Raw genomic sequence first — 22,233 nt, 5'->3', positions numbered from 1 at the left:
CATGGAACAGTATATCAGCCTGCTCGTTAAGGCGATTTTCGTCGAAAACATGGCGCTGGCCTTCTTCCTGGGGATGTGTACATTCCTGGCGATCTCCAAGAAGGTTCAGACAGCTATCGGTCTGGGTGTTGCGGTTGTGGTGGTTCTGATTATCACCGTGCCGGTCAACAACCTGATCTATAACCATCTGCTGCGTGAAGGTGCGCTGGCCTGGGCCGGCTATCCTGAAGTGGATCTGAGCTTCCTGGGTTACATCTCCTACATCGGGGTTATCGCGGCGATCGTTCAGATCCTCGAGATGTTTCTCGATAAGTTCGTACCTGCGCTGTACAACGCGCTGGGCGTGTTCCTGCCGCTGATCACCGTGAACTGCGCCATCATGGGTGCTGCACTGTTCATGGTAGAGCGTGACTACACCTTCGGTGAAAGTGTGGTTTACGGTGCAGGTGCTGGCCTGGGTTGGGCGTTCGCGATCACCGCTCTGGCGGGTATCCGTGAAAAGCTGAAGTACAGCGATGTGCCTGAAGGGCTGCGTGGTCTGGGTATCACCTTCATTACTGTTGGTCTGATGTCCCTGGGCTTCATGTCTTTCTCTGGCGTTCAGCTTTAACAGCTGGGTATGAACAGCATTAAGGATGGAATAAACCTATGAATGTAGAAATCATTCTGGGTGTGGTCATGTTCACGGTGGTGGTGCTTGCACTGGTCGCCGTGATCCTGGCCGCACGCGCTAAACTGGTCAGTTCCGGTAATGTGACCATCGAGATCAACGATGATCCCGAGAAGTCGATCACTGTTCCGGCTGGCGGCAAGCTGCTGCAGACTCTCGCCGACAAAGGGATCTTCCTGGCGTCAGCCTGTGGTGGCGGTGGTACCTGTGCACAGTGTAAGTGTCAGGTGACCGATGGTGGCGGCTCCATGCTGCCCACCGAAGAGTCCCACTTCAACCTGCGTGAAGCGAAAGAGGGCTGGCGTCTGTCCTGCCAGGTCGCGGTGAAGCAGGATATGAAAATCCACGTTGAAGACGATGTCTTCGGTGTGAAGAAGTGGGAGTGCACCGTCGAGTCCAACCCGAACGTGGCAACCTTCATCAAGGAGCTGACGCTGAAACTGCCGGAAGGCGAGAACGTCGACTTCCGTGCCGGTGGTTACGTACAGCTGGAAGCGCCGGCCCATGAAGTCCACTACAAGGATTTCGACATCGAAGAAGAGTTCCGCGGCGATTGGGACAAGTTCAACCTCTGGCAGTATGTCTCCAAGGTTGACGAGCCGGTTATCCGTGCCTACTCCATGGCGAACTACCCGGAAGAGAAGGGCGTTGTTAAATTCAACATCCGTATCGCTTCGCCGCCTCCGGGCACCCAGGGTATTCCGCCGGGCCAGATGTCTTCCTATGTCTTCAGCCTGAAGCCGGGTGACAAGATCACCGTATACGGACCCTTCGGTGAGTTCTTCGCCAAGGATACCGACAACGAGATGGTCTTCATCGGCGGTGGTGCTGGTATGGCCCCGATGCGTTCGCACATCTTCGACCAGCTCAAGCGCCTGAACTCCAAGCGCAAGATCTCTTTCTGGTACGGCGCACGTTCAACCCGTGAAGCCTTCTACGTGGAAGAGTTCGACCAGCTGGCTGAAGAGAACGAGAACTTCAAGTGGCATCTGGCGCTGTCGGATCCGCTGCCGGAGGATAACTGGACCGGTTACACCGGCTTTATCCATAACGTGCTGTACGAGCACTATCTGAAGGATCACGACGCGCCTGAAGATTGCGAGTACTACATGTGTGGACCGCCAATGATGAACGCCTCTGTTATCAAGATGCTGGAAGACCTCGGCGTTGAGCCGGAAAACATCCTGCTTGATGACTTCGGTGGTTAATCTGGATGGCCGTAGTTAAACGCTACCTGAAATGGCCGGCAGCTCTGCTGCTGGCCGTTTTCGTTCTGAGTGGCTGTTCCCGCGAACCCGAGGTCATCGGCTTCAGCGGCATGACCATGGGAACGACCTACAGCATCCGCTGGGTCGATACCGATGAGGGACGAATTGAAACGTTGCGGCCGCTGGTGGATGACCTGTTAAAGCAGGTGAACCAGCAGATGTCGACCTATATCGACGACTCAGAGTTGTCACGTTTTAATGCGCTGCCGGCAGGCGCCAGTCTCGAGGTCTCGCCACAGCTGGCGGAGGTGGTTTCTGAATCTCTCAGAATCAGCCGGTTAAGTGATGGCGCTTTCGATGTAACCGTCGGTCCGCTGGTGAATCTTTGGGGGTTTGGTCCCGATGGGCGTATCATAAAGGCGCCGTCGGAGGAGAAGGTCGAAAGTCTGCGTGGCGAGGTCGGTTACCAGAACATTTCGGTTGAAGGTGACAGGCTGACAAAAAGCGGTAATCAATACGTTGACCTGTCTGCAATAGCCAAGGGCTATGGTGTCGACGAGGTCGCGGCACTTCTCGAGCAACAGGGAATCAAAGATTACCTGGTGGAGATTGGTGGTGAGCTGAGGGCTTCCGGTCTGAAGCCGGGGGAGCAGGATTGGCGAATCGCCATCGAGAGCCCGGTGGTTGGTGAGCGCGACGTGGAACGTATCGTCAGCGTCAGTGACACCGGCATCGCCACATCCGGCGATTATCGCAACTACTTCGAGGAAAACGGTCAGCGTTTCTCTCATACAATCGATCCACGTACCGGTCGACCGATCACGCATAAGCTGGCATCGGTGACGGTATTGCGACCGAAGTGCTACGAGGCTGATGCGCTGGCCACGACACTGACGGTACTCGGTGACGAGGCGGGGCCAAAGTTCGCCGAGGAACACGGGATCGCCGCATTTTTCATTATCAAGCAGGGCGAGGGCTTTATAGAGCGTTCTACGCCGGAGTTCGACAAGTTTCTGCAGGAGGTGAACTGATGGATATCATGATACTTACCTTTGTTATTTTGCTGGGCATTATCATCGCCATGTCGGTGGGTGTGCTCATGGGTCGTAAGCCGATCGCAGGTTCCTGTGGGGGAATGAATGCGCTTGGCATGGATACCGCCTGCGACATCTGTGGCGGTGATAAAGATCGCTGCGAGAAAGAACAGCGTAAAGATAACGGCGAAGCGCCGGAAGAACTCGCTTACGAAGTCAAAGCACGTTAAGCGAACCGTGTAATTCGAAAATATAATGGGGCGTGGCTGCGCCATTCAACCAGGGTGGGCCACGACCTGTACCAGTGCACTGCATAAGGGGAAATGAATGGCTGTATATGACTATGATGTCGTTGTTATCGGGTCCGGACCTGCGGGCGAAGGCGCCGCCATGAGTGCTGCCAAGAAAGGCAAGCGCGTGGCTGTCGTCGAGGAGCAGGATACGGTCGGCGGTAACTGTACCCACAAAGGAACTATCCCCTCCAAAGCGCTGCGTCACTCCGTTAAACAGATCATTGAATTCAACACCAACCCGATGTTCCGTGACATCGGCGAGCCGCGTTGGTTCTCCTTCCCCAAAGTGCTTAATCGCGCTGAGAAAGTCATTTCCAACCAGGTGATGCTAAGGACCAACTTCTACGCACGTAACCGCGTCGATGTGTTTTTTGGTCGTGCCCAGTTCAGCAAACCGGGTGAAGTGATTATCGAAGGCCATTCCAATGCGCGCGAGGTGCTGCGCGGCAAGAACTTTGTTATCGCCACCGGCTCAAGCCCTTACACACCGGAGGATATCGATTTCGATCATCCCCGTATCTACAACTCCGATACAATTCTCAAGCTGAGCCACACCCCGCGCACGCTGGTGATCTACGGTGCCGGTGTTATCGGCTGTGAATACGCATCGATCTTCAGCGGACTCGGCGTTAAGGTGGATCTGATCGATACCCGGGATCGTCTGCTTTCTTTCCTCGACAGCGAGATCTCCGACGCGCTCAGCTACCACCTGCGTAATAACGCGGTGAAAATTCTCCATAATGAAGAGTATCAGTCGGTTGAGGGCGATGGTCATGGCGTGATCATCAACCTGAAATCAGGCAAGCGTATCCGCGCGGATGCCTTCCTCTGGTGTAATGGCCGTACCGGTAACACTGCGCATCTTGGCCTGGAAAATATCGGCCTGTCAGCAAACAATCGCGGTCAGTTGTCTGTGGATGGGCATTATCACACCGAAGCTGAAGGTGTGTATGCCGTCGGTGACGTGGTCGGCTGGCCGAGCCTGGCCTCTGCTGCACTGGACCAGGGGCGTGCCGCTGCCGCTGACATGTTAAACGGCGATGACTTCCGCTACATCAATGAAGTACCGACAGGTATCTATACCATTCCCGAGATCAGCTCTATTGGTAAGACCGAAGAGGAGTTGACGGCAGAGGCGGTACCTTACGAGGCGGGTCAGGCGTTCTTCAAGGATACGGCCCGTGCACAGATTTCCGGTGAGCCGGTGGGTATGCTGAAAATCCTGTTCCATCGCGAGACGCTGGAGATCCTCGGTATCCACTGTTTCGGTGACCAGGCCTCGGAGATCGTTCACATCGGTCAGGCGATCATGGCGCAGGAAGGTGAGGCAAATACGCTGAAGTACTTCATCAATACCACCTTCAACTATCCGACCATGGCGGAAGCCTATCGCGTGGCGGCGATCGCAGGTCTAAACCGTATCGATAACCTCTGAATCAGGGGGATCCGGAGATGAAAAAAAGGGGCGTTTGCCCCTTTTTTCGTATTCGACTGCAGCGAATGCCGTAGAGTTGATAGCGCCAATCGGCTGCATCAGTGCGGCTGCTTTTTTTCCTCTTTGTCGTTTTGCGCCGCGTAGTACTCGTCTTCCAGGTAGCGGCCCGTGACTCCCAGTTTGCGCTCCAGCCACCGGTTGAACAGGGTCCAGAGCGCGAAAGCGGGTGTCATCATTACTATGATCGCCAGCATTATCGCCGCGCCGCTGTAGCCTTGCGGCGCGATCGAGACCGCCCAGTCCAGTAAGCCCAGCTCGCGGCCGGCAAAGAACCAGAGGATCAGGCCGAGAAAGGCGACGCCCACGCCCAAGTGGTGGAGGGTTTTATTGGGGTAAGAGGTCCTGGACATTAAAGCTGTTCCTGGCGGTCGCGTGCCTGGGCTTCGAGTACCAGTCGCGCCAGCAGCGTACGGCAGCTCTCCGGCATTCTGAGGAACGCCACCCCGATCTCATGTCCGCCGTCAACTTTGGCGCAGCGTTGAACCTCTGCGTACAGCAGCAGTCCCAAACCGTTGTCAGGGAACACCAGCTTGAGGGCGAGGAAGCCTTCTGTCTCCATGCTCTCTGGCGCGATAAACGATAGGCCGCCTTCGCTCAGGTTGATGGTCTGCAGTTGGCTGGACTCAAGGTCCAGTTCGCTCCCTGCGATGGTTCGCGCGATCAGGTCGACCTTTTTGTTGAGTTGTTGCAGATACGAGGCCAGATGTGGGGTAGACTCTCCGATCTTGTAGATCAGGTGCTGGGATTCGGAGTCGATCTCGGCCAGCTGACTCTGCAACAGAAAATAGGGCGATACGTTGAACTGGTGGGGCTGGGATGAGCCTGCGACATCCTCCTGTGACACGACCTTGTAGTCGAGCACAACGGGCTTGTCGATTCGATAATATTGGCGGCGCTCCTGGTCCACTGCAGGCTCCTTCAGGCTTTCAAGTCGTCTTGTGCGAGTATAAACAAATATGCGGCCCGGCTGTTAGCCCGGGATCAGGGACTAGAGTACTTAATGTTTAAACCGCTTTCACTCTTCGTTGGTCTGCGTTACACCGCGGCCAAACGGGGCAATCATTTTATTTCCTTCATTTCGCTGGTATCCATGCTCGGGTTGATGCTCGGTGTCGCCGCGCTGATTCTTGTGCTGTCGGTGATGAACGGCTTTGACCGGGAATTGAAGCAGCGGATCCTCGGCATGGTGCCCCATGCCACGCTCAGTGCCTACGGTGACGAGCTGAAAGACTGGCCATCACTGGCCGCGGAAATCGAAGCTACACCGGGCCTTCAGGGCGTTGCTCCTTACATCCAGGCGCAGGGTATGCTGACCCATGCAGGCCGGGTTCAGGGGGTGATGGTTAACGGTGTTGATCCGGACTACGAAGACCGGGTTTCAATTATAGGTCAGCATATGAACGCGGGGCAGTTGGCTGACCTCAAGGCCGGTGAGTACCGGATCGTTCTCGGCGAGCTGCTGGCGCGTTATTTGGGTGCCAGTATCGGTGACAAGGTCACGCTGGTGTTGCCGGAGGCCTCGGTGAGTGTGGCCGGCATCACGCCCCGTCTGAAGCGCTTCGTGGTCAGTGGAATATTTTCCGTGGGTGCGCAACTGGATGCGAACCTCGCTTACATCAATATCGAGGATGCGGCGCGGCTTAAGCGGATGACGCCGGGCTCGGTTGACGGTATTCAGCTGCACTTCGACGATCTGTTTCAGGCCCCTTCACTTGTGCGTGAGCTGGCTGGCTCCCAGTCACGGCTGCTCAGTGCCAGTGACTGGACCCGGACTCACGGCAACCTGTTCCAGGCGATTCAGCTGGAAAAGCGGATGATCGGTCTGCTGCTTTTCCTGATCGTGTTTGTCGCTGCTTTTAATATTGTTTCGACCCTGGTGATGGTCGTTACCGACAAACGCGCTGATATCGCCATTCTGCGAACCATGGGAGCGACGCCTTCCATAATCCTGCGTGTGTTTGTGGTCCAGGGCGTGGTGATTGGCGTTATCGGTACGCTGCTGGGCACGCTGCTCGGTATTATCCTGGCGCTGAGTGTGACTGATATTGTTGCCTGGATTGAGCAGAGCTTTGGAATCCAGTTTCTGTCGGCGGACGTCTATTTCATCAGCTATCTGCCGTCGCAGCTGCAGTGGCCGGACGTGTTCCTGATCACCTCCACGGCACTTGGCATCAGTTTCCTGGCAACGATTTACCCGGCCTGGCGCGCGTCGCGCACACAGCCGGCGGAGGCTCTGCGTTATGAATGAGGTTCTCAAGGCATCCGGGCTGCATCGGAGTTATCGAGAGGCAGGTGCTGACATGGTCATCATCGATGATGTGGCGCTGAGCGTAAATGCCGGCGAAAAAGTGGCCATTATCGGGGCATCCGGCAGTGGTAAAAGTACCCTGTTGAATATCCTCGGTGGACTGGATAAACCGGACAGTGGTGAGGTCGAGGTTGCAGGTGAGGCGCTGTATCGTGTGAGCGAGACGCGCCGCTCGGCGATTCGTAACCGTCACCTGGGTTTCGTTTACCAGTTTCACCACCTTCTCAACGAGTTTTCGGCACTGGAAAATGTGGCGATGCCTCTGCTGATCGGACGCAAGGGTGTTGCCCAGGCGCGGAAAGAGGCGGCGGAACTGCTGGACCAGGTGGGCTTGGCGCATCGGCTTAAGCACAAGCCGGGCAAATTGAGTGGCGGTGAGAGGCAGCGGGTCGCGATCGCGCGCGCCCTGGTTTGCAGGCCTGCCTGCGTATTGATGGATGAGCCGACGGGTAATCTTGATCGTCATACCGCGCAGGAGGTTGAGAGCTACCTGGACAGGCTTAACCGTGAGTCGGGCACCGCGTTTATCACTGTGACCCATGACCTGGGACTGGCGAAAAGAATGGACAGGGCGGTGGAGATCGTCGATGGTCGCCTGCGTTCCTGGTCGGATCAGTCGTCCTGATTGGACCTGCGAGAGCGGCGCAACCGTGACTGCCTGCGCTTACGCCAGCTGTTGTTGACGTGCCAGATCCAGAACCAGTGGACGGCAAAATAACTGAGGATGGCCAGCAGAACGCCGGTTAGCAGTGAGCCCAATAGCAGAGGCCACCAGATGGCTGCCAACTCCGACTGGAGCGAAGCCAGGTCCCAGCGGAAATCGATGTCGGGCCGGATGTGGGTATCGAGCAATGATGCCCCGATCCGGTAGGTGAAATAAAAGATCGGCGGTATGGTGAGTGGATTGGTGAGCCAGACCAGGCCAATGGAGATGGCCAGGTTGCTTGCGAATAAAAGCGCCAGTACCGCTGCCACCAGCATCTGCCCGGGTATGGGCAGAAAGGCGCAGAATACACCGACCAGGAAAGCGCGCGACACGGACTTGCGTGTCAGGTGCCATAGATTGGGGTCGTGCAGGTGATCCCCTAGCCAGCGCAGAGAGGGGTGGGCGCGCAGCTTGTGCTGGTCCGGCATGTACTTTTTGAATATTTTGCGCGGCATTTTCGGGGCGTTAACTCACATTTGTGGGGGCATTATGCCGAGAGTGACACTTTAAGCCAACAATTGAGATCACGGATGATCGCTTATCTTGCCGGCCTGTGGGTCGTTGCCTCACTCCCCGGGCTTTCTTATATCTGGATTCCGCTCTGTTTCGCACTTGTGGCCTGCGCCTTCAGGCGTGTAAGGCGGCATGCGCTGATTTTTATTTTAGCCTGCCTGTTGGGGTTCTTCTGGGGAGCCTGGCAGTTACACCATCGGTTGCCTGATCATCTTGCCCGGGTTGATCTGTCACTATCGGGCACTGTGGTTACGCTGTCCCGCGTAAACGCAAACCGACAGAGCTTTGTGCTTGCAATTGACAAAGCCGACACGGAGCAGCCGGCCCTCAGTCGTCTGCGACGTATCCAGCTATCCTACTATGATGGCGACCGGTTATTACAGGCTGGCGATCGTATAACTGCCGAGGTGCGGCTATTTCCACTGCATGGCCTCAGCAACCCGTACGCCTTCGATCTTGAAAAACGCTACCTTCAGCGGGGGATAGACGCGCGGGGCTATATTCGCAGCGTCGAGCGCTGGCAGAAAGGGGAGTTTGGTTTGCTGCGGCTGCGCCAGTCCCTGGCTGATCGGCTGGATTCCCTTTTTACACCCCTGGCTGCAACCTCACTCCGTGCCCTGGTTCTCGGCGACCGTTCAGGGCTGGGCAGTGATCAGTGGGATCTCATCAGCGAAACCGGGACCGCTCATCTGATGGTGGTTAGCGGCTTGCATATCGCTGTCATGGCGGGACTGGGGCTGATGCTTGCCCGGGTGGCGGGCGTCCTGCTGATGTATGCCGGTGTATCGGCGATCGGTATCAGACGCTCGGGGTTGCTGCTCGCCGCTATCTTTGCGCTCATGTATGCCGTGCTGTCTGGCATGGCGATACCGGTTCAGCGTGCGCTGATAATGGTGCTTATTTTTCTTGCCGGCGAGTGGACGCTGAAACCGGTGAGTGGCTGGTTACGCTGGCGCTGGGCGCTGATTGCCGTCACATTGTTGCAGCCCCTGGCGGTGACAGAGCCCGGCGCCTGGCTCTCGTTTGGCGCTGTGGCGCTATTGCTCTGGATACTGGCACAAAGGCGCTCAAGGGGTGGAGTTGCGCTGAGTTGGTGGCGTATGCAGGCCACGCTTTTTGCGGGCATGTTGCCGGTAACGGCGCTGCTGTTTTTTCAGGTCGGCTTTCTGGCACCCATCGCAAACCTGATCGCCGTTCCCCTGGTATCGCTCTGGATCATGGCGCTGCCTGTGCTGCTGCCGCTGGTCCTGTTAACCGGGGATCTCTGGTTGGCCCAGGGAATGAGCACACTGATCGAGTCATTCTGGATCGGTCTTCAGGCGCTGCGCGACAGCCTTGGGCTATACCTGGCGCTACCTTCGCCGTCAGTTCCTGCGGTGATACTGGCATTGGCCGCGGCCTTCTGGTGGCTGCAGCTGCTCCCCCTGTCCTGGCGCTGGCCGGCCGTTTTTCTGTTTTTTCCGTTGCTCGCCGCCTCCCCTGATCAGGTGGACAAGGGGGAGTTTGACGTGACGCTGTTCGACGTGGGGCAGGGGTTGGCGGTGCTGGTGGAAACCGCTGACGGGCGCCTGCTTTACGATACCGGCCCTTCGTACGGCGCTGGAGGTAGTGCTTATCCGTTCGCGATACAGCCGCTGCTGGAGGCGAAAAGGATCAGTCAGCTGGACCTTCTGATAATCAGTCATGGAGACAGTGATCATATGGGCGGACTGTCGGCAATGCAGCAGGGGGTCTCGGTATCGCAGGCAGTTGTCGGGCAGAAGGTGCCAGGCCTGCCTGATGCGCAGTCTTGCTCAGAACAGAGTTCCAGCTGGCGCTGGGCGGGTGTGCAGTTCGAATTATTTCAGGCGGCGCCGGCTACCCGGGCAGGTGATAACGACCTCTCCTGTGTGTTGCGGGTCAGTAACGGGGTTTGTTCGCTGCTGATTCCTGGAGACTTAAGCGTCAGGGGAGAGCGGGTGATGATTCAGGATCAGACGGTTGAGCCGGTCACCTGGCTGGTGGCAGGGCATCATGGCAGTGCGACATCAACCTCCCAGCTGCTGCTGAACAGGGTGTCACCTGAGGTGGTTATCTTCAGTCGCGGACGCTTCAATCGATTTGGGCATCCCGCCACTGAGGTGGCGCAACGGGTGGAAAGATCGGGCATCGATATACTCGATACCGCAAAGGATGGAGCGATTCTGCTTGAGGCTGGAAGCCAGTGCGGCACAAAGCGTTGGCGGAGGTCAAAAAGGCGTTATTGGACAGCGGGTTAACGACCTACTCAGGTTGTCGAAGGCTATGGTAAAGTAGTCTTCCGGCTGGACAGGAGGCAAAGACGTGTTCGATTTGATTCAAGCGGGTGGCTGGTTGATGGTCCCTATCATTGGCTGCTCTATTCTCGCGTTGGCGATTGTGGTTGAACGACTGGTGGCGCTCAGAACAACGCGAGTTATTCCGCGCGGACTTCTTGCTGAAGTATGGGAGCTGGTGCGCAACGGCTCGATGACGCCGGAGCGTATGCGTGCGATCAAACAGCAGAGTCCTCTTGGGGTTATCGTCGTTGCCGGCATGAACAGCTCGGCTCACGGCCGTGAGGTCATGAAGGAGAGCATCCAGGAGGCTGCCACGCTGGTAGTCCACGAGCTGGAGCGCTTCCTCAACAGCCTGGGTACTATTGCAGCGATAACACCGCTGCTCGGTCTGCTGGGTACGGTCATTGGCATGATCAAGGTGTTTACCGAGATCATGATCCAGGGCACGGGCAATGCTAACGTGCTTGCCGGCGGCATTTCCGAAGCATTGATCACAACGGCAGCGGGCCTGTCTGTTGCGATTCCGGCCCTGGTGCTGCACCGCTATTTTCAGCGCAAGGTCGATACGCTGGTGCTGACCATGGAACAGGAATCGATCAAACTGGTTGAGATTGTTCATGGCGAACGCGATGTGGATTTCAAGTAACCGCCGTACGCGGGAGGTTTGAGTGCAGTTTCAGCGTCAACGCCGCGAAGAGGTCAATATCAACCTCACACCACTGATCGATGTGGTGTTTCTGTTGCTGATCTTTTTCATGGTATCTACCACCTTTACCAAAGAGACCCACCTCGATGTGGATCTGCCCCAGGCCAGTGCCGGAGAAGCGGTCAGCCAAACCGAGAGTATCGATGTGCTGATCAATGCAGAAGGTCAGTACAGCGTCAACGGCCAGGCCCTGGTCAATACCCAGGCCCAGACGCTGCGGCGTGCCATCGCCGAAACCGCCGGGGGCGACCTGTCTCTGCCGATGATCATCACGGCCGATGCCCGAACGCCACACCAGTCAGTGGTGACCGCGATGGATGTGGCTGGCCAGCTTGGCTTTACACATCTGAGTATTTCCACCCGGGAGCCGGACGGCGACTGATGCGACTTCAGAATGCCTGGTATCGGGGTGATGCCTGGCTGGCGCTGCTGAGTCCGCTGGAATGGCTCTACCGGGCATTGAGTGCTCGCAGGCGCCATCGGCTCAGCAGTGACGGCACTCAATGGCACGCGCCGGTGCCGGTGATCATCGTTGGTAACATCACGGTCGGCGGGAGCGGGAAAACGCCCCTGACCCTGGCTCTGATCGAGCGTCTGCGTGAGCGGGGTTATAAACCCGGCGTGGTCAGCCGTGGCTACGCTACCCGGGCGCCGCACTATCCCTTTTTTGTTGATGCCGTCACGCCTGCGGACGAGGGCGGCGATGAACCCTGCCTGATTGTCCGCCGCACAGGTGTTCCGCTGGTGATCGATCCCGACCGTCCTGCTGCTGTCAGGGCGCTGCTGGAAAAAGCGGACGTTGATATCGTTCTCAGTGACGACGGCCTGCAGCATTACCGCCTTGGCCGTGATATCGAACTCGCCGTTGTGGACGCGGCCAGGGGGCTCGGCAACGGCCGCTGCCTGCCCGCCGGACCGCTCCGAGAACCCGCCGAGAGGCTGTCTGAGGTCGATCGGGTTATACTGAACGGCACCGGTCAATTCACTTATCCGCAGGGCTCCAACATGGAGCTGCGTAGCGGTGATCTGGTCGAGCTGGCCACGGGCCGGACCCTTGCACCGAAAGCCTGGAGCGGAAGCCGGCAGGTACACGCAGTGGCCGGTATCGGGCATCCGCCGCGGTTTTTTCAGACGCTGCGGGAGCTTGGATTTGACCCCATAGAACATCCGCTGGCGGATCATTCCGCCATAGGGCCGGAGGAGATGACCTTTGCTGATGACCTTCCGGTTATCATCACCGAAAAAGACGCCGTAAAATGTGGTGACTGGGCGGGCGCCGGTATCTGGATGCTCAAGGTTGATGCCTGGCTCGCCCCTGAATTTGATGACTGGCTGGATACCAAGCTGGTTAGCCTGAAACAGAAATATGGGAGTCCTTAATGGACCAGAAACTCTTAGATATCCTGGTTTGCCCGGTGTCCAAGGCACCTGTCGAGTGGAACCGCGAAACCAACGAACTGGTCTGTCGTACCAGTGGCCTGGCATACCCGATACGTGATGATATCCCGGTGATGCTGGAGAGCGAAGCACGCACATTGACGGCAGATGAACGCCTGCCGGAAAAGAAGTGAGTCCCGATGAGTTTTTCGATAATCATACCCGCACGGTACGCATCCAGCCGTTTTCCGGGTAAGCCCCTGGCGCAGCTCGCCGGTAAGCCGATGCTGCAGCATGTCTACGAACGCGCCTGCCAGAGTGAGGCGATCCGTGTGGTGGTTGCCACTGACGACGAGCGAATTGCCAGCTGCGCAACGGGTTTCGGCGCAGAAGTCTGCATGACCTCGTCCGATCACCCGTCCGGCACCGACCGCCTGCAGGAGGTGGTCAAGAAGCTGCAGTTTTATGCTGATGATATCGTGGTCAACGTGCAGGGCGATGAACCGCTTATCCCGCCGCGCGTGATCAATCAGGTAGCCCATAACCTGGCAGCGGTGCCTGAAGCCAGTATTGCGACCCTGTCAGAGCCGATCACCGATGCCGAATCCCTGCTGAACCCAAATGTGGTCAAGGTGATACGCGACCACCGTGGTATGGCAATCTACTTCAGTCGTGCACCGATTCCCTGGCCCCGTGATGCAGTCCTGGCCCAGGGCGGTAAGCTGGATTCCATGCCTGAGGGGTTTAACTGGCAGCGTCATATCGGCATGTATGCCTACCGGGTGAAGCTGCTCAACGACTTCGTGGCCTGGCCGCCGGCGCCGATCGAAGCGACCGAGTCCCTGGAGCAGCTGCGCGCCCTGTATAACGGCGCCGGTATCCACGTTGAAGAGGCTGTCGAGGCGCCGCCGACCGGCGTTGATACGCCGGAAGATCTGGAACGTTTGCGACAGATGCTGGAGGGATAATGAGCAGAACAGGGGTTCTTTTCGTCTGCCTGGGCAATATCTGTCGCTCGCCCACCGCGGAAGGGGTGTTTCGACGCAAGCTTGCGCAGCGACCGGAACTTGAGGCGTTGCTGGAAGTGGATTCGGCCGGCACGGCCGCCTACCACGTTGGTAATTCGCCGGATTCCCGTAGCAGTGCCATGGCCGCGCGACGCGGTTATGATCTGTCGATGCTGCGCGCGCGGGCGGTGGATCCCGTGGATTTTGATCGCTATCGCTACATACTGGCGATGGATCAGCAGAATCTTGTCAATCTGCAGGCGCTGCGCCCCTCCGGCTTTTCCGGCCATCTGGGTCTGTTTCTCGATTTTGCCGGCAAGCGGAATGCCGAGGTTCCCGATCCCTATTACACCAGCGGCGAACGGGGTTTCGAGGAGGTGCTCGATCTGGTTGAAGCCGCATCGGATGGCTTGCTTGCGCACCTCGAAGCGGAGCTGCTGCGTTGACGCTTCACTTTCAGTCCCGATTTTCGTTAAAAGCGCTGAATACCCTTGGTTTTGATGCCGTCGCCGAGCGCTTTGTCCGAGTCAGATCTATTGACGAGCTGCTTGAGCTGCGCGATGAGGTGAAACGTTCCTCGTCGCCGCTGCTTATTCTGGGCGGTGGCAGCAATCTGGTGCTGGCTGACGCAGTGCCGGGAATTGTTGCTCAGCTCGCCATTGAGGGCAGGGCGTTCGAAGCGCTCGATGCGGAGTCTGTCCGTGTAACCGTGGGTGGAGGCGAGAACTGGCATGAGCTGGTGAGAAGCTCCCTTGGACAGGGGCTGTACGGACTTGAAAACCTGGCGCTGATACCGGGAAGTGTTGGTGCAGCGCCGGTACAGAATATCGGTGCCTACGGTGTCGAGGTTAAGGATCTGATCGAAGCCGTGGAGGTCTACGACTGGGCTGAAGATCGCGTCTATTGGCTGGATAATCGATCCTGCGACTTCGCCTACCGGGACAGCCGCTTCAAGCGAGAAAGCGGCCGCTACCTCATTACCCGGGTGCGCTTCCTGCTAAGCCGTCAGCCGCATACGGTAACCAGCTACGCGCCGCTGCGGGAGGTGCTGTCACCGCAGCAGCGTGAGCAGCCTGAAGCAGTGTTTGACGCGGTGTGCCGGATACGCAGTGAAAAGCTGCCGGATCCCCGCGAGCTGGGTAATGCGGGCAGTTTTTTCAAGAACCCCGTAGTGTCGGCTGAGGATCACAGGCGCCTGAAAAGCGCCTATCCGTCGCTGGTCTCTTTCCCGGAAGGTGAAGGCCGGTTCAAGCTCGCTGCCGGTTGGCTTATCGATCAGCTGGGTTGGAAAGGACGGCGGATGCAGAACGTAGGTGTTCACGCGAAACAGGCACTGGTGCTGGTCAATTACGGTGGCGGTGACAGAGGGCAGCTTGAGAAACTCGCCAACGCGATACAGCGCGACGTGCTTGATGCCTATGGCGTGGAGCTCGAACCTGAGCCTCGTTTCTATCCCTGAGAATTCTGACAGGCCCCGCGGGATCGGTCCAGATCTGTGGGCTGTCTAACGCCTGTGCTTCTATTTGACTCAGCTTGTCCCTGATATTACCCGCCAGATACGAAAAAGCCCGCTAGAGATTAGCGGGCTTTTCTATGCCGGAGCAGCTGGGACTTACTCGTCGTTGCTGCTGCCGGTTTCAGCCTTGGCTTCGGTGTCTGCAGTTTCCTGCTTCAACTGACGGCGGCGTACCTCGCGCGGGTCGTTTGGTGCACGTCGAGTACGGCGACGAGGGGCAGGCTTAGAGCTGGTCTCTTCCTGCTGTGCGCTCTCTTCGGGCGCCTGCTCTGCAGCCTGCTCCGATTTTTCCTCGGCCTTCGGCTCTTCGCTTTCGCTGGGCGCCTGAGCTTCGGGCTCGGACTCGGCTTTAGCCGCGCTTTCTTCGGTTTCGGTAGCGATCTCTTCAGGCTTGGCAGCGCTGTCCTCAGCGGTAACCGCAGGCTCGGCAGCTTCCACAACCGCCTGGGTGGAGGAGGTCTCGTCGCTGGCTTCGCCGGTTTCGGAGTCGGCCCTGACTTCGTCTTGCTGAGCGCTGTTTTCAGCAGAGGAGGCTGTTTCTTCAGCTGCAGCCTGTGCGGCTTCGTTGCCGGCTTCTGCTTCTGCTTCTGCTTTAGCTTCAGCTTTAGCCTTGCGCGCTCTGGGCTTACGGCCTCTCGATGACCGGGCCTTTGGCATTTCAGTCTCGGCTGTTTCGCTGTCGGAAGCTTCTTCAGCAGCTACTTCCACCTCGGCGTTTTCGCTCTCTGCGTCGGCGGTGGCGCTTTCGCTTTCCGGTTTGGCCTGTGCAGTTTCCGCTGTAACAGCTTCAGAGCTGGCCTCGGCTTCGGCAGCGTTTGAATCGCTCTCCGCACTCTCCGCACTCTCCGTGCTCTCCGCGTCGGCCGCTGCGGTTACGGCTTCCTCTGCTTCGGTGGCAGTTGGCTGCTCGCTTGCCTTGGCTTCTTCCGCAGTTTCAGAGGTCGCTTCAGCGGCGCTGTTGGCCTTGGTGGTGTCAGCCTGTTTCTCTTCGGCAGGTTTCTCGCTGGATGTTTCCTGCGCCTGGTTTACGGCTTCGCCAGCTTCAGCTGTGACGGCTGCTGTCTGCTCCTCGGACTCCGGAAGCGGTGTGCGCTGCGCTACGCGGTCATCACTCTTGCGGCGACGGCGGCCACGACGACGGCTACGGCTGTCCTCTTCACCCGAGGTGCTGTCCTTGGAAGCGGTTTTCTTCTCTTCCCTGGTGGTCGGTTTGCTGTCCTCTTTGACGTTTGCGTCTTTCTGGGACTGGTCGTCCTGCTTGTCACTTGCGGCCTTGTCATCACGACGGCTGCTGGTCTCTGTGTCCGGCGTGTTGTTGTCGGTGCGGCGACGGCTGCGGCGTCTGCGGCGGGAGCGGCTGCCATCGGCCTTCTCCTTGTCGCTGTCGCTGCGTTCTTCGCTTTTCTTGCTGTCACCGATCGGTGGCAGGGCCTGCTCCTGTTCGACGGTGATGATCTCGTCGCTGTCCCTGTTGGAACGGCGGCGATCACTGTCGTTACGGCGACGGTTGTTGCGTCCGCGCGAGTTGCTGCCGCTGCCGCTGCTGCGGGAGCGGTTATCCTTCGCAGGGGCGCTGCTCTCCTTGTTTTCAGCAGCGGCGGGCTTGGCTTCGCTTTCCTTGGCAGGAGTCTCTTCCTGGCGGATGCCAAACAGGCGACCCAGGGTGGAAACGACACGCTGACCGAAAGAGGGGGCCTGAGTAGCGGCCTGCTGTGCGACCGGTGCGGGCGCAGCCTCTGGTGCCGGGGCTGTCTCGGTGGTGGAGCTTGGCGCGCGGGATGTGGGTACCACGGCCTGTACAGCGGCTTTTTCTCGTTTTACCGGTGCCGCAGCTTCCTCAGGCTCCTCTTCGCTGGCTTCTGGCTGGAGGGTGTAGCTGGCGTCATGGGTTGTGGATACGCTGTGGTCGTCGCGCAGGCGCACGACTTCGTAGTGCGGTGTCTCCATGTTCGGGTTGGGAACGATCACAACCTGGACTTCATGGCGCAGCTCGACGGCGTGGACTTCGCGACGCTTCTCGTTCAGCAGGAAGGTGGCGACGCTGACCGGCAGGATGGCGCGGATCTGTGCGGTGCGCTCCTTGGCGGATTCCTCTTCGATCAGGCGAAGGATGGAGAGTGCCAGTGACTCGGTATCACGGATCGTACCCTGGCCGTTACAGCGGGGGCACACGTGTCCACGGGACTCGGCCAGTGACGGGCGCAGGCGCTGGCGTGACATCTCCAGCAGGCCAAAGCGTGAGATGCGGCCCATCTGCACACGGGCGCGGTCCAGCTTGAGTGCATCGCGCAGGCGGTTTTCCACTTCACGCTGGTGCTTGATCGGGGTCATGTCGATGAAATCGATCACGATCAGGCCGCCGATATCGCGCAGGCGCAGCTGACGGGCAATCTCATCGGCCGCTTCCAGGTTGGTGTTCAGCGCGGTTTCTTCGATATCACCGCCGCGGGTGGCGCGAGCGGAGTTGATATCGATGGATACCAGGGCTTCGGTCGGGTCGATAACGATGGAGCCGCCGGACGGAAGCTTAACTTCGCGCTCGAACGCGGTCTCGATCTGGGTCTCGATCTGGAAACGGTTGAACAGCGGGGTCTGCTCTTTGTAGAGCTTGATACGCTGCTCGTAGCTCGGCATTACCTGACGCACGAACATCAGTGCCTGGTCGTAGACGGTCGGGTCGTCGATAAGGACTTCGCCAATGTCGGAGCGCAGGTAATCACGAATGGCGCGAATTACCACGTTGCTTTCCTGGTAGATCAGGAAAGGGGCAGCGCGCTTGGCTTCGCTGGTAATGGCTTCCCAGACGGTGAGCAGGTAATCCAGGTCCCACTGCAGTTCTTCGCTGCTGCGGCCGATGCCGGCGGTGCGTACGATGGCGCCCATCTGGTCGGGAATGTTGACGCCGGCCAGGGCTTCTTTCAGCTGGGTGCGTTCATCACCCTCGATGCGGCGGGAGATGCCGCCGGCGCGGGGGTTGTTGGGCATCAGGACCAGGTAGCGGCCGGCGAGACTGATAAAGGTGGTCAGTGCCGCACCCTTGTTGCCGCGCTCTTCCTTGTCGACCTGGACGATGACCTCGGTGCCCTCTTTCAGCACGTCTTTGATGCTGGGGCGCTGGCCACGTTCGGGCTGCTTATGGAAGTATTCGCGGGAGATCTCTTTAAGGGGGAGGAAGCCGTGGCGTTCTGAACCGTAGTCCACGAAGGCGGCTTCGAGGCTGGGTTCTACCCGGGTGATGCGGCCTTTGTAGATATTGGCCTTTTTCTGTTCGCGACTGTCGGACTCAATGTCCAGGTCGAACAGGCGCTGGCCATCAACCAGCGCTACCCGCAACTCTTCCGGTTGAGTTGCGTTAATAAGCATTCTCTTCATTTGTTATGCGTTCTCAATAAAACGCAACGCTACACACCGTCGTTTGCCCGGTCTGTTAGGGTGATGCCCAGTCTTTCTGACTACAGTACGGCCCGTTTGTTGAACAATTACGGTTACCGAAGAGCCGGCAGGAATCGTTTGATCCGCTGCCGGCTTTAAATATCTGTTATCTGCGGTGGAGGAAACGCTAACCTCTGTCATTATCGTTGCTGGCTGTGGCTGCCGTAGTGGGCAGGTTCCGGGTCAGCGTGCGTCTCCACCTTCAACTGGACCTTCGATGCTAAACGAAGGTCGTGAAAGCGTTGCGTAAAAATAGGTTTGATTTCTCGCGAAACCGTCAAGCTCTGCCATCGGTTCGATCTGTGCGCGGCCGCGCGTCATTCGATGTGTTGGATGAGGGGCCGGCGACATGGATTCATAAAAAGCTAAAGCCAATCGCCCGAGGCATCGCTAGAATATAACAGCTAACCCTAAGTGCATCAACGAACCGACATAGCGATAACTGATGGCAAATGAAAGTACCGGCACCGGGAACGGTGTGCGTTTTATTACCGTTGACGACGATCAGGGTGGGCAGCGCATAGACAACTTCCTTCGCACTGCGCTCAAGGGGGCGCCGAAGAGTCTGATCTATCGAGTGCTGCGCAAGGGAGAGGTCAGAGTAAACAAGAAACGAACCAAGCCGGATTACAAACTGCAGCCGGGCGATCTGATCAGGGTTCCCCCTGTACGCCTGCCCGAGAAGGGCGATGCCCCGGTGGTGGGCGAGCAGCTGCTTGAGCACCTCGAGCGTGCCGTGCTCTACGAGGATGATGCCCTGATGATCATCAACAAACCTTCAGGGCTGGCGGTACATGGCGGCAGTGGCGTCAACCTCGGCTTGATAGAAGCCCTGCGCCAGCTGCGCCCGCAGCAGCGCTTTCTTGAACTGGTCCATCGCCTGGACAGGGATACATCTGGCTGCATCATGATCGCCAAGAAGCGATCGATGCTCAGGTATCTGCATGAGGTGCTGCGCGAACGCCGGGTGCATAAAATCTATCATGCGCTGGTACAGGGACGCTGGAACAGTCGCGACAAGCGTATCGATGTGCCCCTGCTCAGGGGCGAGCTTAAATCCGGTGAACGGATCGTCAAGGTGGATCAGGCGGGAAAGGCGTCGCAGACCGACTTTAAGGTGCTGCGTCGTTTTGGCAACCTGGCCACGATGGTGGAGGCGCGCCCGAAAACCGGCAGGACCCATCAGATCCGTGTCCATACCCTGTTCACCGGACACCCTATTATCGGCGATACCAAGTACGGTATTGATGAAGTGAACCAGGAGTTCCGCGGTTACGGTTTTCGCCGACTGATGCTGCATGCGGCAGCGCTGGAGCTTAAACTGGCCGACGGAACAGCGCTGAAAGTTGAAGCGCCAATGGATGCTGATATTGAGCGAGCGCTCGAAAAATTACTGAACAACGCAGACCAAACGCAGGATTAGGATGTTGGACGTGAGTGAAAGGAACCTCGAACGCATATTCTCCCTGGCCGATCATCAGCTGATGAATGGCCTGAAGCCCGACGTCGACAGTATCGCTACCCAGCTCGAATTGGATACCAGCGAGGTCGCACCGTCGGTTGAAAGCTGGTGGCAGGCTTTGCCCGGGCGGGTGCAGATCAACGGTCGTAGTGGCGTTAAGTTGCCCGACATGCCGGATGCAATCGCACAGTCTTTCCTGAGGATCTGGCAGCAGGCGGTGCAGGAAGCCCAGGCCAGCGTCACCCAGGTGCGTCAGAAGCACGAGGTTGGTGAAGAAGAGAGTCGCCGTCTGAACGAAGAGGCGCTGCGTCATTCTCAGAATGTCTATCAGGAGCTTGAAACACGTTATCGCGATGCCAGCACCAAGCTTGATGCTGAGCGCGAGAGTGCAAGATCGCTGGAAGCCGAGATCGCAGCGCTGAAGAACAACCTGTCCGCAGAAACCAATGAGCGTAAGCGCGAAGAGCAGTTACGCGCCAATCTCGAGCACGAACTCAGCCAGGTACGCAAGCAGCTTGAGGAGCACCGCCGCTCGTCGGAGCAGCGCCTTGGCGACGAGCAGCGTAAAAGTGTCGAAAGCCACGCGAAAATGGAAGTGGAGGTGCGTCATTATCGTAACGCACTGGATAAGCTGCGTGACGAAACCGGTCGCCGCGAATCGGCTCTGACTCGCGAGGTGAACGAACTTCAGGCGCAGAACGCTCGCAAGGATGTGAAAATCGATACCCAGAAAAACCAGATCAGCACACTTGAGGCAGAGCTTGCCAACACCAAACAGGACCTCGGTGGGCATAATCGTGACCTGTCAAAAGCTAACTCCAACCTGTTATCGGAAGTCAATAAAAACAAGCGCTTGGAAGATAAAGTTAAACAGCTTACGGAAGAGGTTGAACGCCTTAATCAGCGCGTGAGAGAGACTGCCTCAGATGCGTCTAGCCGCGAAAGTGTGCTGCGTGGCCATATTAAGGAGCGCGATGATGAGCTGGCGCAGGCTGAATCCCGTATCACTGCTCTCGAGAAGCGTCTGGTAACCAAAGAGGATGAAGTGCGTCGACTGAGCGCGCGTCTTTAACCCGGTACCGGTGGGGGCGATTGCGCTCCCGTCTTCTGGCAGAGCGCAGGGGCTTCCTGTTTCTGGCAACTAAAACTGCTAAACATATACTCCGTTGTTATAATGTCAGGACGTTTTGATTCCCTACGAATCCGGGAGCCCGTTAGATGAAGCTTCAGCAACTGAAATATATCTGTGAAGTCGCCCGTCATGACCTCAACGTCTCCGCGACGGCGCAGAGCCTGTTTACATCCCAGCCCGGGATCAGCAAGCAGATCCGGTTGCTGGAGGATGAACTCGGTGTTGAGGTGTTTGCACGTAGCGGCAAGCACCTGACCCGTGTCACGCCGGCGGGCGAGGCGATTCTTTCAATCGCCGGCGAAATTCTGCAGAAAGTCGACAGTATCAAGCAGGTTGCCCAGGAGTTCAGTGACGAGAAGAAGGGCAGTCTGGCGATAGCGACCACCCATACCCAGGCGCGTTATGCGCTGCCGGGCGCGATCAACGAGTTCATCAAGGCCTATCCGGATGTTTCTCTGCATATGCACCAGGGGACGCCGATGCAGATCTCCGAGCTGGCCGCGGACGGGACTGTGGATTTCGCCATTGCTACCGAGGCGCTGCAGCACTTCGCCGACCTGATCATGATGCCCTGCTATCGCTGGAACCGTTCGGTGATGGTGCCCAAGGATCATCCGTTGACCCAGGTCTCCAGGCTGACCCTGGAGGATGTGGCGGCCTGGCCCATTGTGACGTACGTTTTTGGATTCACCGGGCGGTCCAAGCTGGATGACGCTTTCCGTCATCGTGGCCTCGAGCCAAAGGTTGTGTTCACGGCGGTGGATTCTGACGTGATCAAAACCTATGTGCGTCTGGGCCTCGGGGTCGGCATCGTCGCCTCGATGGCCTATGAAGAGGGGGTTGATGATGATCTGGTGGCGCTCGACGCCAGTCATCTGTTTGAATCCAGTACCACCAAGATCGGCTTCCGTCGTGGCACCTTCCTGCGCGGCTACATGTACGACTTCATCCGCCTGTTTGCGCCTCATTTGACGCCCGACGTGGTGCGCCAGGTGCAGGCCTGTAACAATCGTGCCGAAGTGGACGCGCTGTTTGAAAATCTGGAGCTCCCGGAGCACTAATCCCATCGATCAGCCA

General features: G+C 57.9%; 22 protein-coding genes. 18 read left to right on the top strand and 4 right to left on the bottom strand.

What is annotated here, in order from left to right; genetic code table 11:
- Position 1: 1 nt before the first annotated feature.
- The 5 genes from nqrE to sthA all read left to right on the top strand — a co-directional run bounded on the left by nqrE (position 2) and on the right by sthA (position 4,640).
- Positions 2-610: an NADH:ubiquinone reductase (Na(+)-transporting) subunit E gene (gene nqrE / locus ACQUQP_RS12570; protein ID WP_432695377.1), complete on the top strand. Its 609-nt coding sequence runs from the start codon at positions 2-4 to the stop codon at positions 608-610.
- Positions 611-648: 38 nt separating this feature from the next.
- Complete coding sequence (gene nqrF, locus ACQUQP_RS12565) at positions 649-1,878, top strand: NADH:ubiquinone reductase (Na(+)-transporting) subunit F (protein WP_432695376.1); 1,230 nt, start codon at positions 649-651, stop codon at positions 1,876-1,878.
- Between the two features lie 5 nt (positions 1,879-1,883).
- Positions 1,884-2,909, top strand: coding sequence for an FAD:protein FMN transferase (locus tag ACQUQP_RS12560; protein WP_432695375.1), 1,026 nt, complete (start codon positions 1,884-1,886; stop codon positions 2,907-2,909).
- The gene (gene nqrM, locus ACQUQP_RS12555) at positions 2,909-3,142 is read left to right on the top strand and encodes a (Na+)-NQR maturation NqrM (protein ID WP_432695374.1); all 234 of its coding nucleotides are present in this window, start codon (positions 2,909-2,911) and stop codon (positions 3,140-3,142) included. The genes ACQUQP_RS12560 and nqrM overlap by 1 nt, the downstream gene beginning before the upstream one ends.
- 97 nt (positions 3,143-3,239) lie before the next feature.
- Positions 3,240-4,640, top strand: coding sequence for a Si-specific NAD(P)(+) transhydrogenase (sthA, locus tag ACQUQP_RS12550; RefSeq protein ID WP_432695373.1), 1,401 nt, complete (start codon positions 3,240-3,242; stop codon positions 4,638-4,640).
- Positions 4,641-4,738: 98 nt separating this feature from the next.
- Here the strand turns inward: sthA and ACQUQP_RS12545 are convergent, their stop codons facing one another.
- Together ACQUQP_RS12545 and ACQUQP_RS12540 are read right to left on the bottom strand one after the other, a co-directional pair.
- Entirely contained in the window at positions 4,739-5,050 is a 312-nt protein-coding gene (locus tag ACQUQP_RS12545; protein ID WP_432695372.1) for a hypothetical protein, read from the bottom strand.
- On the bottom strand, positions 5,050-5,607 hold the full coding sequence (locus tag ACQUQP_RS12540) for a PilZ domain-containing protein (RefSeq protein ID WP_432695371.1): 558 nt from the start codon (positions 5,605-5,607) through the stop codon (positions 5,050-5,052). The genes ACQUQP_RS12545 and ACQUQP_RS12540 overlap by 1 nt, the downstream gene beginning before the upstream one ends.
- Positions 5,608-5,700: 93 nt before the next feature.
- On the opposite strand from ACQUQP_RS12540, the gene ACQUQP_RS12535 reads away from it, so the two are divergent.
- Together ACQUQP_RS12535 and ACQUQP_RS12530 are read left to right on the top strand one after the other, a co-directional pair.
- Complete coding sequence (locus tag ACQUQP_RS12535; RefSeq protein ID WP_432695370.1) at positions 5,701-6,948, top strand: lipoprotein-releasing ABC transporter permease subunit; 1,248 nt, start codon at positions 5,701-5,703, stop codon at positions 6,946-6,948.
- Positions 6,941-7,633: an ABC transporter ATP-binding protein gene (locus ACQUQP_RS12530; protein WP_432695369.1), complete on the top strand. Its 693-nt coding sequence runs from the start codon at positions 6,941-6,943 to the stop codon at positions 7,631-7,633. The genes ACQUQP_RS12535 and ACQUQP_RS12530 overlap by 8 nt, the downstream gene beginning before the upstream one ends.
- Here ACQUQP_RS12530 and ACQUQP_RS12525 read toward each other — a convergent pair.
- On the bottom strand, positions 7,621-8,169 hold the full coding sequence (locus tag ACQUQP_RS12525) for a DUF2062 domain-containing protein (RefSeq protein WP_432695368.1): 549 nt from the start codon (positions 8,167-8,169) through the stop codon (positions 7,621-7,623). The two genes, ACQUQP_RS12530 and ACQUQP_RS12525, sit on opposite strands and share 13 nt — an antisense overlap.
- Before the next feature lie 75 nt (positions 8,170-8,244).
- Here ACQUQP_RS12525 and ACQUQP_RS12520 point away from each other — a divergent pair, with 75 nt between their 5' ends.
- The 8 genes from ACQUQP_RS12520 to murB all read left to right on the top strand — a co-directional run bounded on the left by ACQUQP_RS12520 (position 8,245) and on the right by murB (position 15,073).
- Complete coding sequence (locus ACQUQP_RS12520; protein WP_432695367.1) at positions 8,245-10,485, top strand: DNA internalization-related competence protein ComEC/Rec2; 2,241 nt, start codon at positions 8,245-8,247, stop codon at positions 10,483-10,485.
- 64 nt (positions 10,486-10,549) lie between these two features.
- Positions 10,550-11,170, top strand: a complete 621-nt coding sequence (locus ACQUQP_RS12515) for a MotA/TolQ/ExbB proton channel family protein (RefSeq protein WP_432695366.1) — start codon at positions 10,550-10,552, stop codon at positions 11,168-11,170.
- Positions 11,171-11,192: 22 nt separating this feature from the next.
- Positions 11,193-11,612 (top strand): ExbD/TolR family protein, encoded by a 420-nt coding sequence (locus ACQUQP_RS12510; RefSeq protein WP_432695365.1) that lies wholly within the window; start codon positions 11,193-11,195, stop codon positions 11,610-11,612.
- Positions 11,612-12,610 carry a tetraacyldisaccharide 4'-kinase gene (gene lpxK / locus ACQUQP_RS12505; protein WP_432695364.1) on the top strand — a complete coding sequence of 333 codons (999 nt, stop codon included), beginning with the start codon at positions 11,612-11,614 and terminating at the stop codon, positions 12,608-12,610. The genes ACQUQP_RS12510 and lpxK overlap by 1 nt, the downstream gene beginning before the upstream one ends.
- On the top strand, positions 12,610-12,801 hold the full coding sequence (locus tag ACQUQP_RS12500) for a Trm112 family protein (protein ID WP_432695363.1): 192 nt from the start codon (positions 12,610-12,612) through the stop codon (positions 12,799-12,801). The genes lpxK and ACQUQP_RS12500 overlap by 1 nt, the downstream gene beginning before the upstream one ends.
- Positions 12,802-12,807: 6 nt before the next feature.
- A complete protein-coding gene (gene kdsB / locus ACQUQP_RS12495; RefSeq protein ID WP_432695362.1) occupies positions 12,808-13,575 on the top strand; it encodes a 3-deoxy-manno-octulosonate cytidylyltransferase in 768 nt (255 codons plus the stop codon).
- Positions 13,575-14,060 (top strand): low molecular weight protein-tyrosine-phosphatase, encoded by a 486-nt coding sequence (locus ACQUQP_RS12490; protein WP_432695361.1) that lies wholly within the window; start codon positions 13,575-13,577, stop codon positions 14,058-14,060. Before kdsB ends, ACQUQP_RS12490 begins: the two co-directional genes overlap by 1 nt.
- On the top strand, positions 14,057-15,073 hold the full coding sequence (gene murB / locus ACQUQP_RS12485; protein WP_432695360.1) for a UDP-N-acetylmuramate dehydrogenase: 1,017 nt from the start codon (positions 14,057-14,059) through the stop codon (positions 15,071-15,073). Before ACQUQP_RS12490 ends, murB begins: the two co-directional genes overlap by 4 nt.
- A 153-nt stretch (positions 15,074-15,226) precedes the next feature.
- Here the strand turns inward: murB and rne are convergent, their stop codons facing one another.
- On the bottom strand, positions 15,227-18,502 hold the full coding sequence (rne, locus tag ACQUQP_RS12480; RefSeq protein WP_432695359.1) for a ribonuclease E: 3,276 nt from the start codon (positions 18,500-18,502) through the stop codon (positions 15,227-15,229).
- 505 nt (positions 18,503-19,007) lie between these two features.
- Here rne and rluC point away from each other — a divergent pair.
- The 3 genes from rluC (at position 19,008) to cysB (ending at position 22,217) form a co-directional block, all read left to right on the top strand.
- Positions 19,008-19,985, top strand: coding sequence for a 23S rRNA pseudouridine(955/2504/2580) synthase RluC (gene rluC, locus ACQUQP_RS12475; protein WP_432695358.1), 978 nt, complete (start codon positions 19,008-19,010; stop codon positions 19,983-19,985).
- A 10-nt stretch (positions 19,986-19,995) separates the two neighbouring features.
- Positions 19,996-21,096, top strand: a complete 1,101-nt coding sequence (locus ACQUQP_RS12470) for a DNA-binding protein (RefSeq protein WP_432695357.1) — start codon at positions 19,996-19,998, stop codon at positions 21,094-21,096.
- Between the two features lie 146 nt (positions 21,097-21,242).
- Positions 21,243-22,217: an HTH-type transcriptional regulator CysB gene (gene cysB, locus ACQUQP_RS12465; protein ID WP_432695356.1), complete on the top strand. Its 975-nt coding sequence runs from the start codon at positions 21,243-21,245 to the stop codon at positions 22,215-22,217.
- The last annotated feature ends 16 nt before the right edge of the window (positions 22,218-22,233 follow it).

This window comes from Marinobacterium sp. YM272 (genome assembly GCF_050908845.1).
GTDB lineage: Bacteria > Pseudomonadota > Gammaproteobacteria > Pseudomonadales > Balneatricaceae > Marinobacterium_D.
The sequence above is the reverse complement of the archived record's forward strand: the minus strand, read 5'-3'. Positions and strand labels throughout refer to the sequence as shown.

Bases quoted from the DNA above. Each gene is read 5' to 3' on its own strand.
- ACQUQP_RS12520 (WP_432695367.1), top strand. From the start codon at position 8,245: ATGATCGCTTATCTTGCCGGCCTGTGGGTCGTTGCCTCACTCCCCGGG.
- kdsB (WP_432695362.1), top strand. From the start codon at position 12,808: ATGAGTTTTTCGATAATCATACCCGCACGGTACGCATCCAGCCGTTTT.
- ACQUQP_RS12545 (WP_432695372.1), bottom strand. From the start codon at position 5,050: ATGTCCAGGACCTCTTACCCCAATAAAACCCTCCACCACTTGGGCGTG.
- ACQUQP_RS12560 (WP_432695375.1), top strand. From the start codon at position 1,884: ATGGCCGTAGTTAAACGCTACCTGAAATGGCCGGCAGCTCTGCTGCTG.
- lpxK (WP_432695364.1), top strand. From the start codon at position 11,612: ATGCGACTTCAGAATGCCTGGTATCGGGGTGATGCCTGGCTGGCGCTG.
- nqrE (WP_432695377.1), top strand. From the start codon at position 2: ATGGAACAGTATATCAGCCTGCTCGTTAAGGCGATTTTCGTCGAAAAC.
- ACQUQP_RS12490 (WP_432695361.1), top strand. From the start codon at position 13,575: ATGAGCAGAACAGGGGTTCTTTTCGTCTGCCTGGGCAATATCTGTCGC.
- nqrM (WP_432695374.1), top strand. From the start codon at position 2,909: ATGGATATCATGATACTTACCTTTGTTATTTTGCTGGGCATTATCATC.
- sthA (WP_432695373.1), top strand. From the start codon at position 3,240: ATGGCTGTATATGACTATGATGTCGTTGTTATCGGGTCCGGACCTGCG.
- ACQUQP_RS12530 (WP_432695369.1), top strand. From the start codon at position 6,941: ATGAATGAGGTTCTCAAGGCATCCGGGCTGCATCGGAGTTATCGAGAG.
- nqrF (WP_432695376.1), top strand. From the start codon at position 649: ATGAATGTAGAAATCATTCTGGGTGTGGTCATGTTCACGGTGGTGGTG.
- rluC (WP_432695358.1), top strand. From the start codon at position 19,008: ATGGCAAATGAAAGTACCGGCACCGGGAACGGTGTGCGTTTTATTACC.
- ACQUQP_RS12525 (WP_432695368.1), bottom strand. From the start codon at position 8,169: ATGCCGCGCAAAATATTCAAAAAGTACATGCCGGACCAGCACAAGCTG.
- ACQUQP_RS12535 (WP_432695370.1), top strand. From the start codon at position 5,701: ATGTTTAAACCGCTTTCACTCTTCGTTGGTCTGCGTTACACCGCGGCC.
- ACQUQP_RS12500 (WP_432695363.1), top strand. From the start codon at position 12,610: ATGGACCAGAAACTCTTAGATATCCTGGTTTGCCCGGTGTCCAAGGCA.
- rne (WP_432695359.1), bottom strand. From the start codon at position 18,502: ATGAAGAGAATGCTTATTAACGCAACTCAACCGGAAGAGTTGCGGGTA.
- cysB (WP_432695356.1), top strand. From the start codon at position 21,243: ATGAAGCTTCAGCAACTGAAATATATCTGTGAAGTCGCCCGTCATGAC.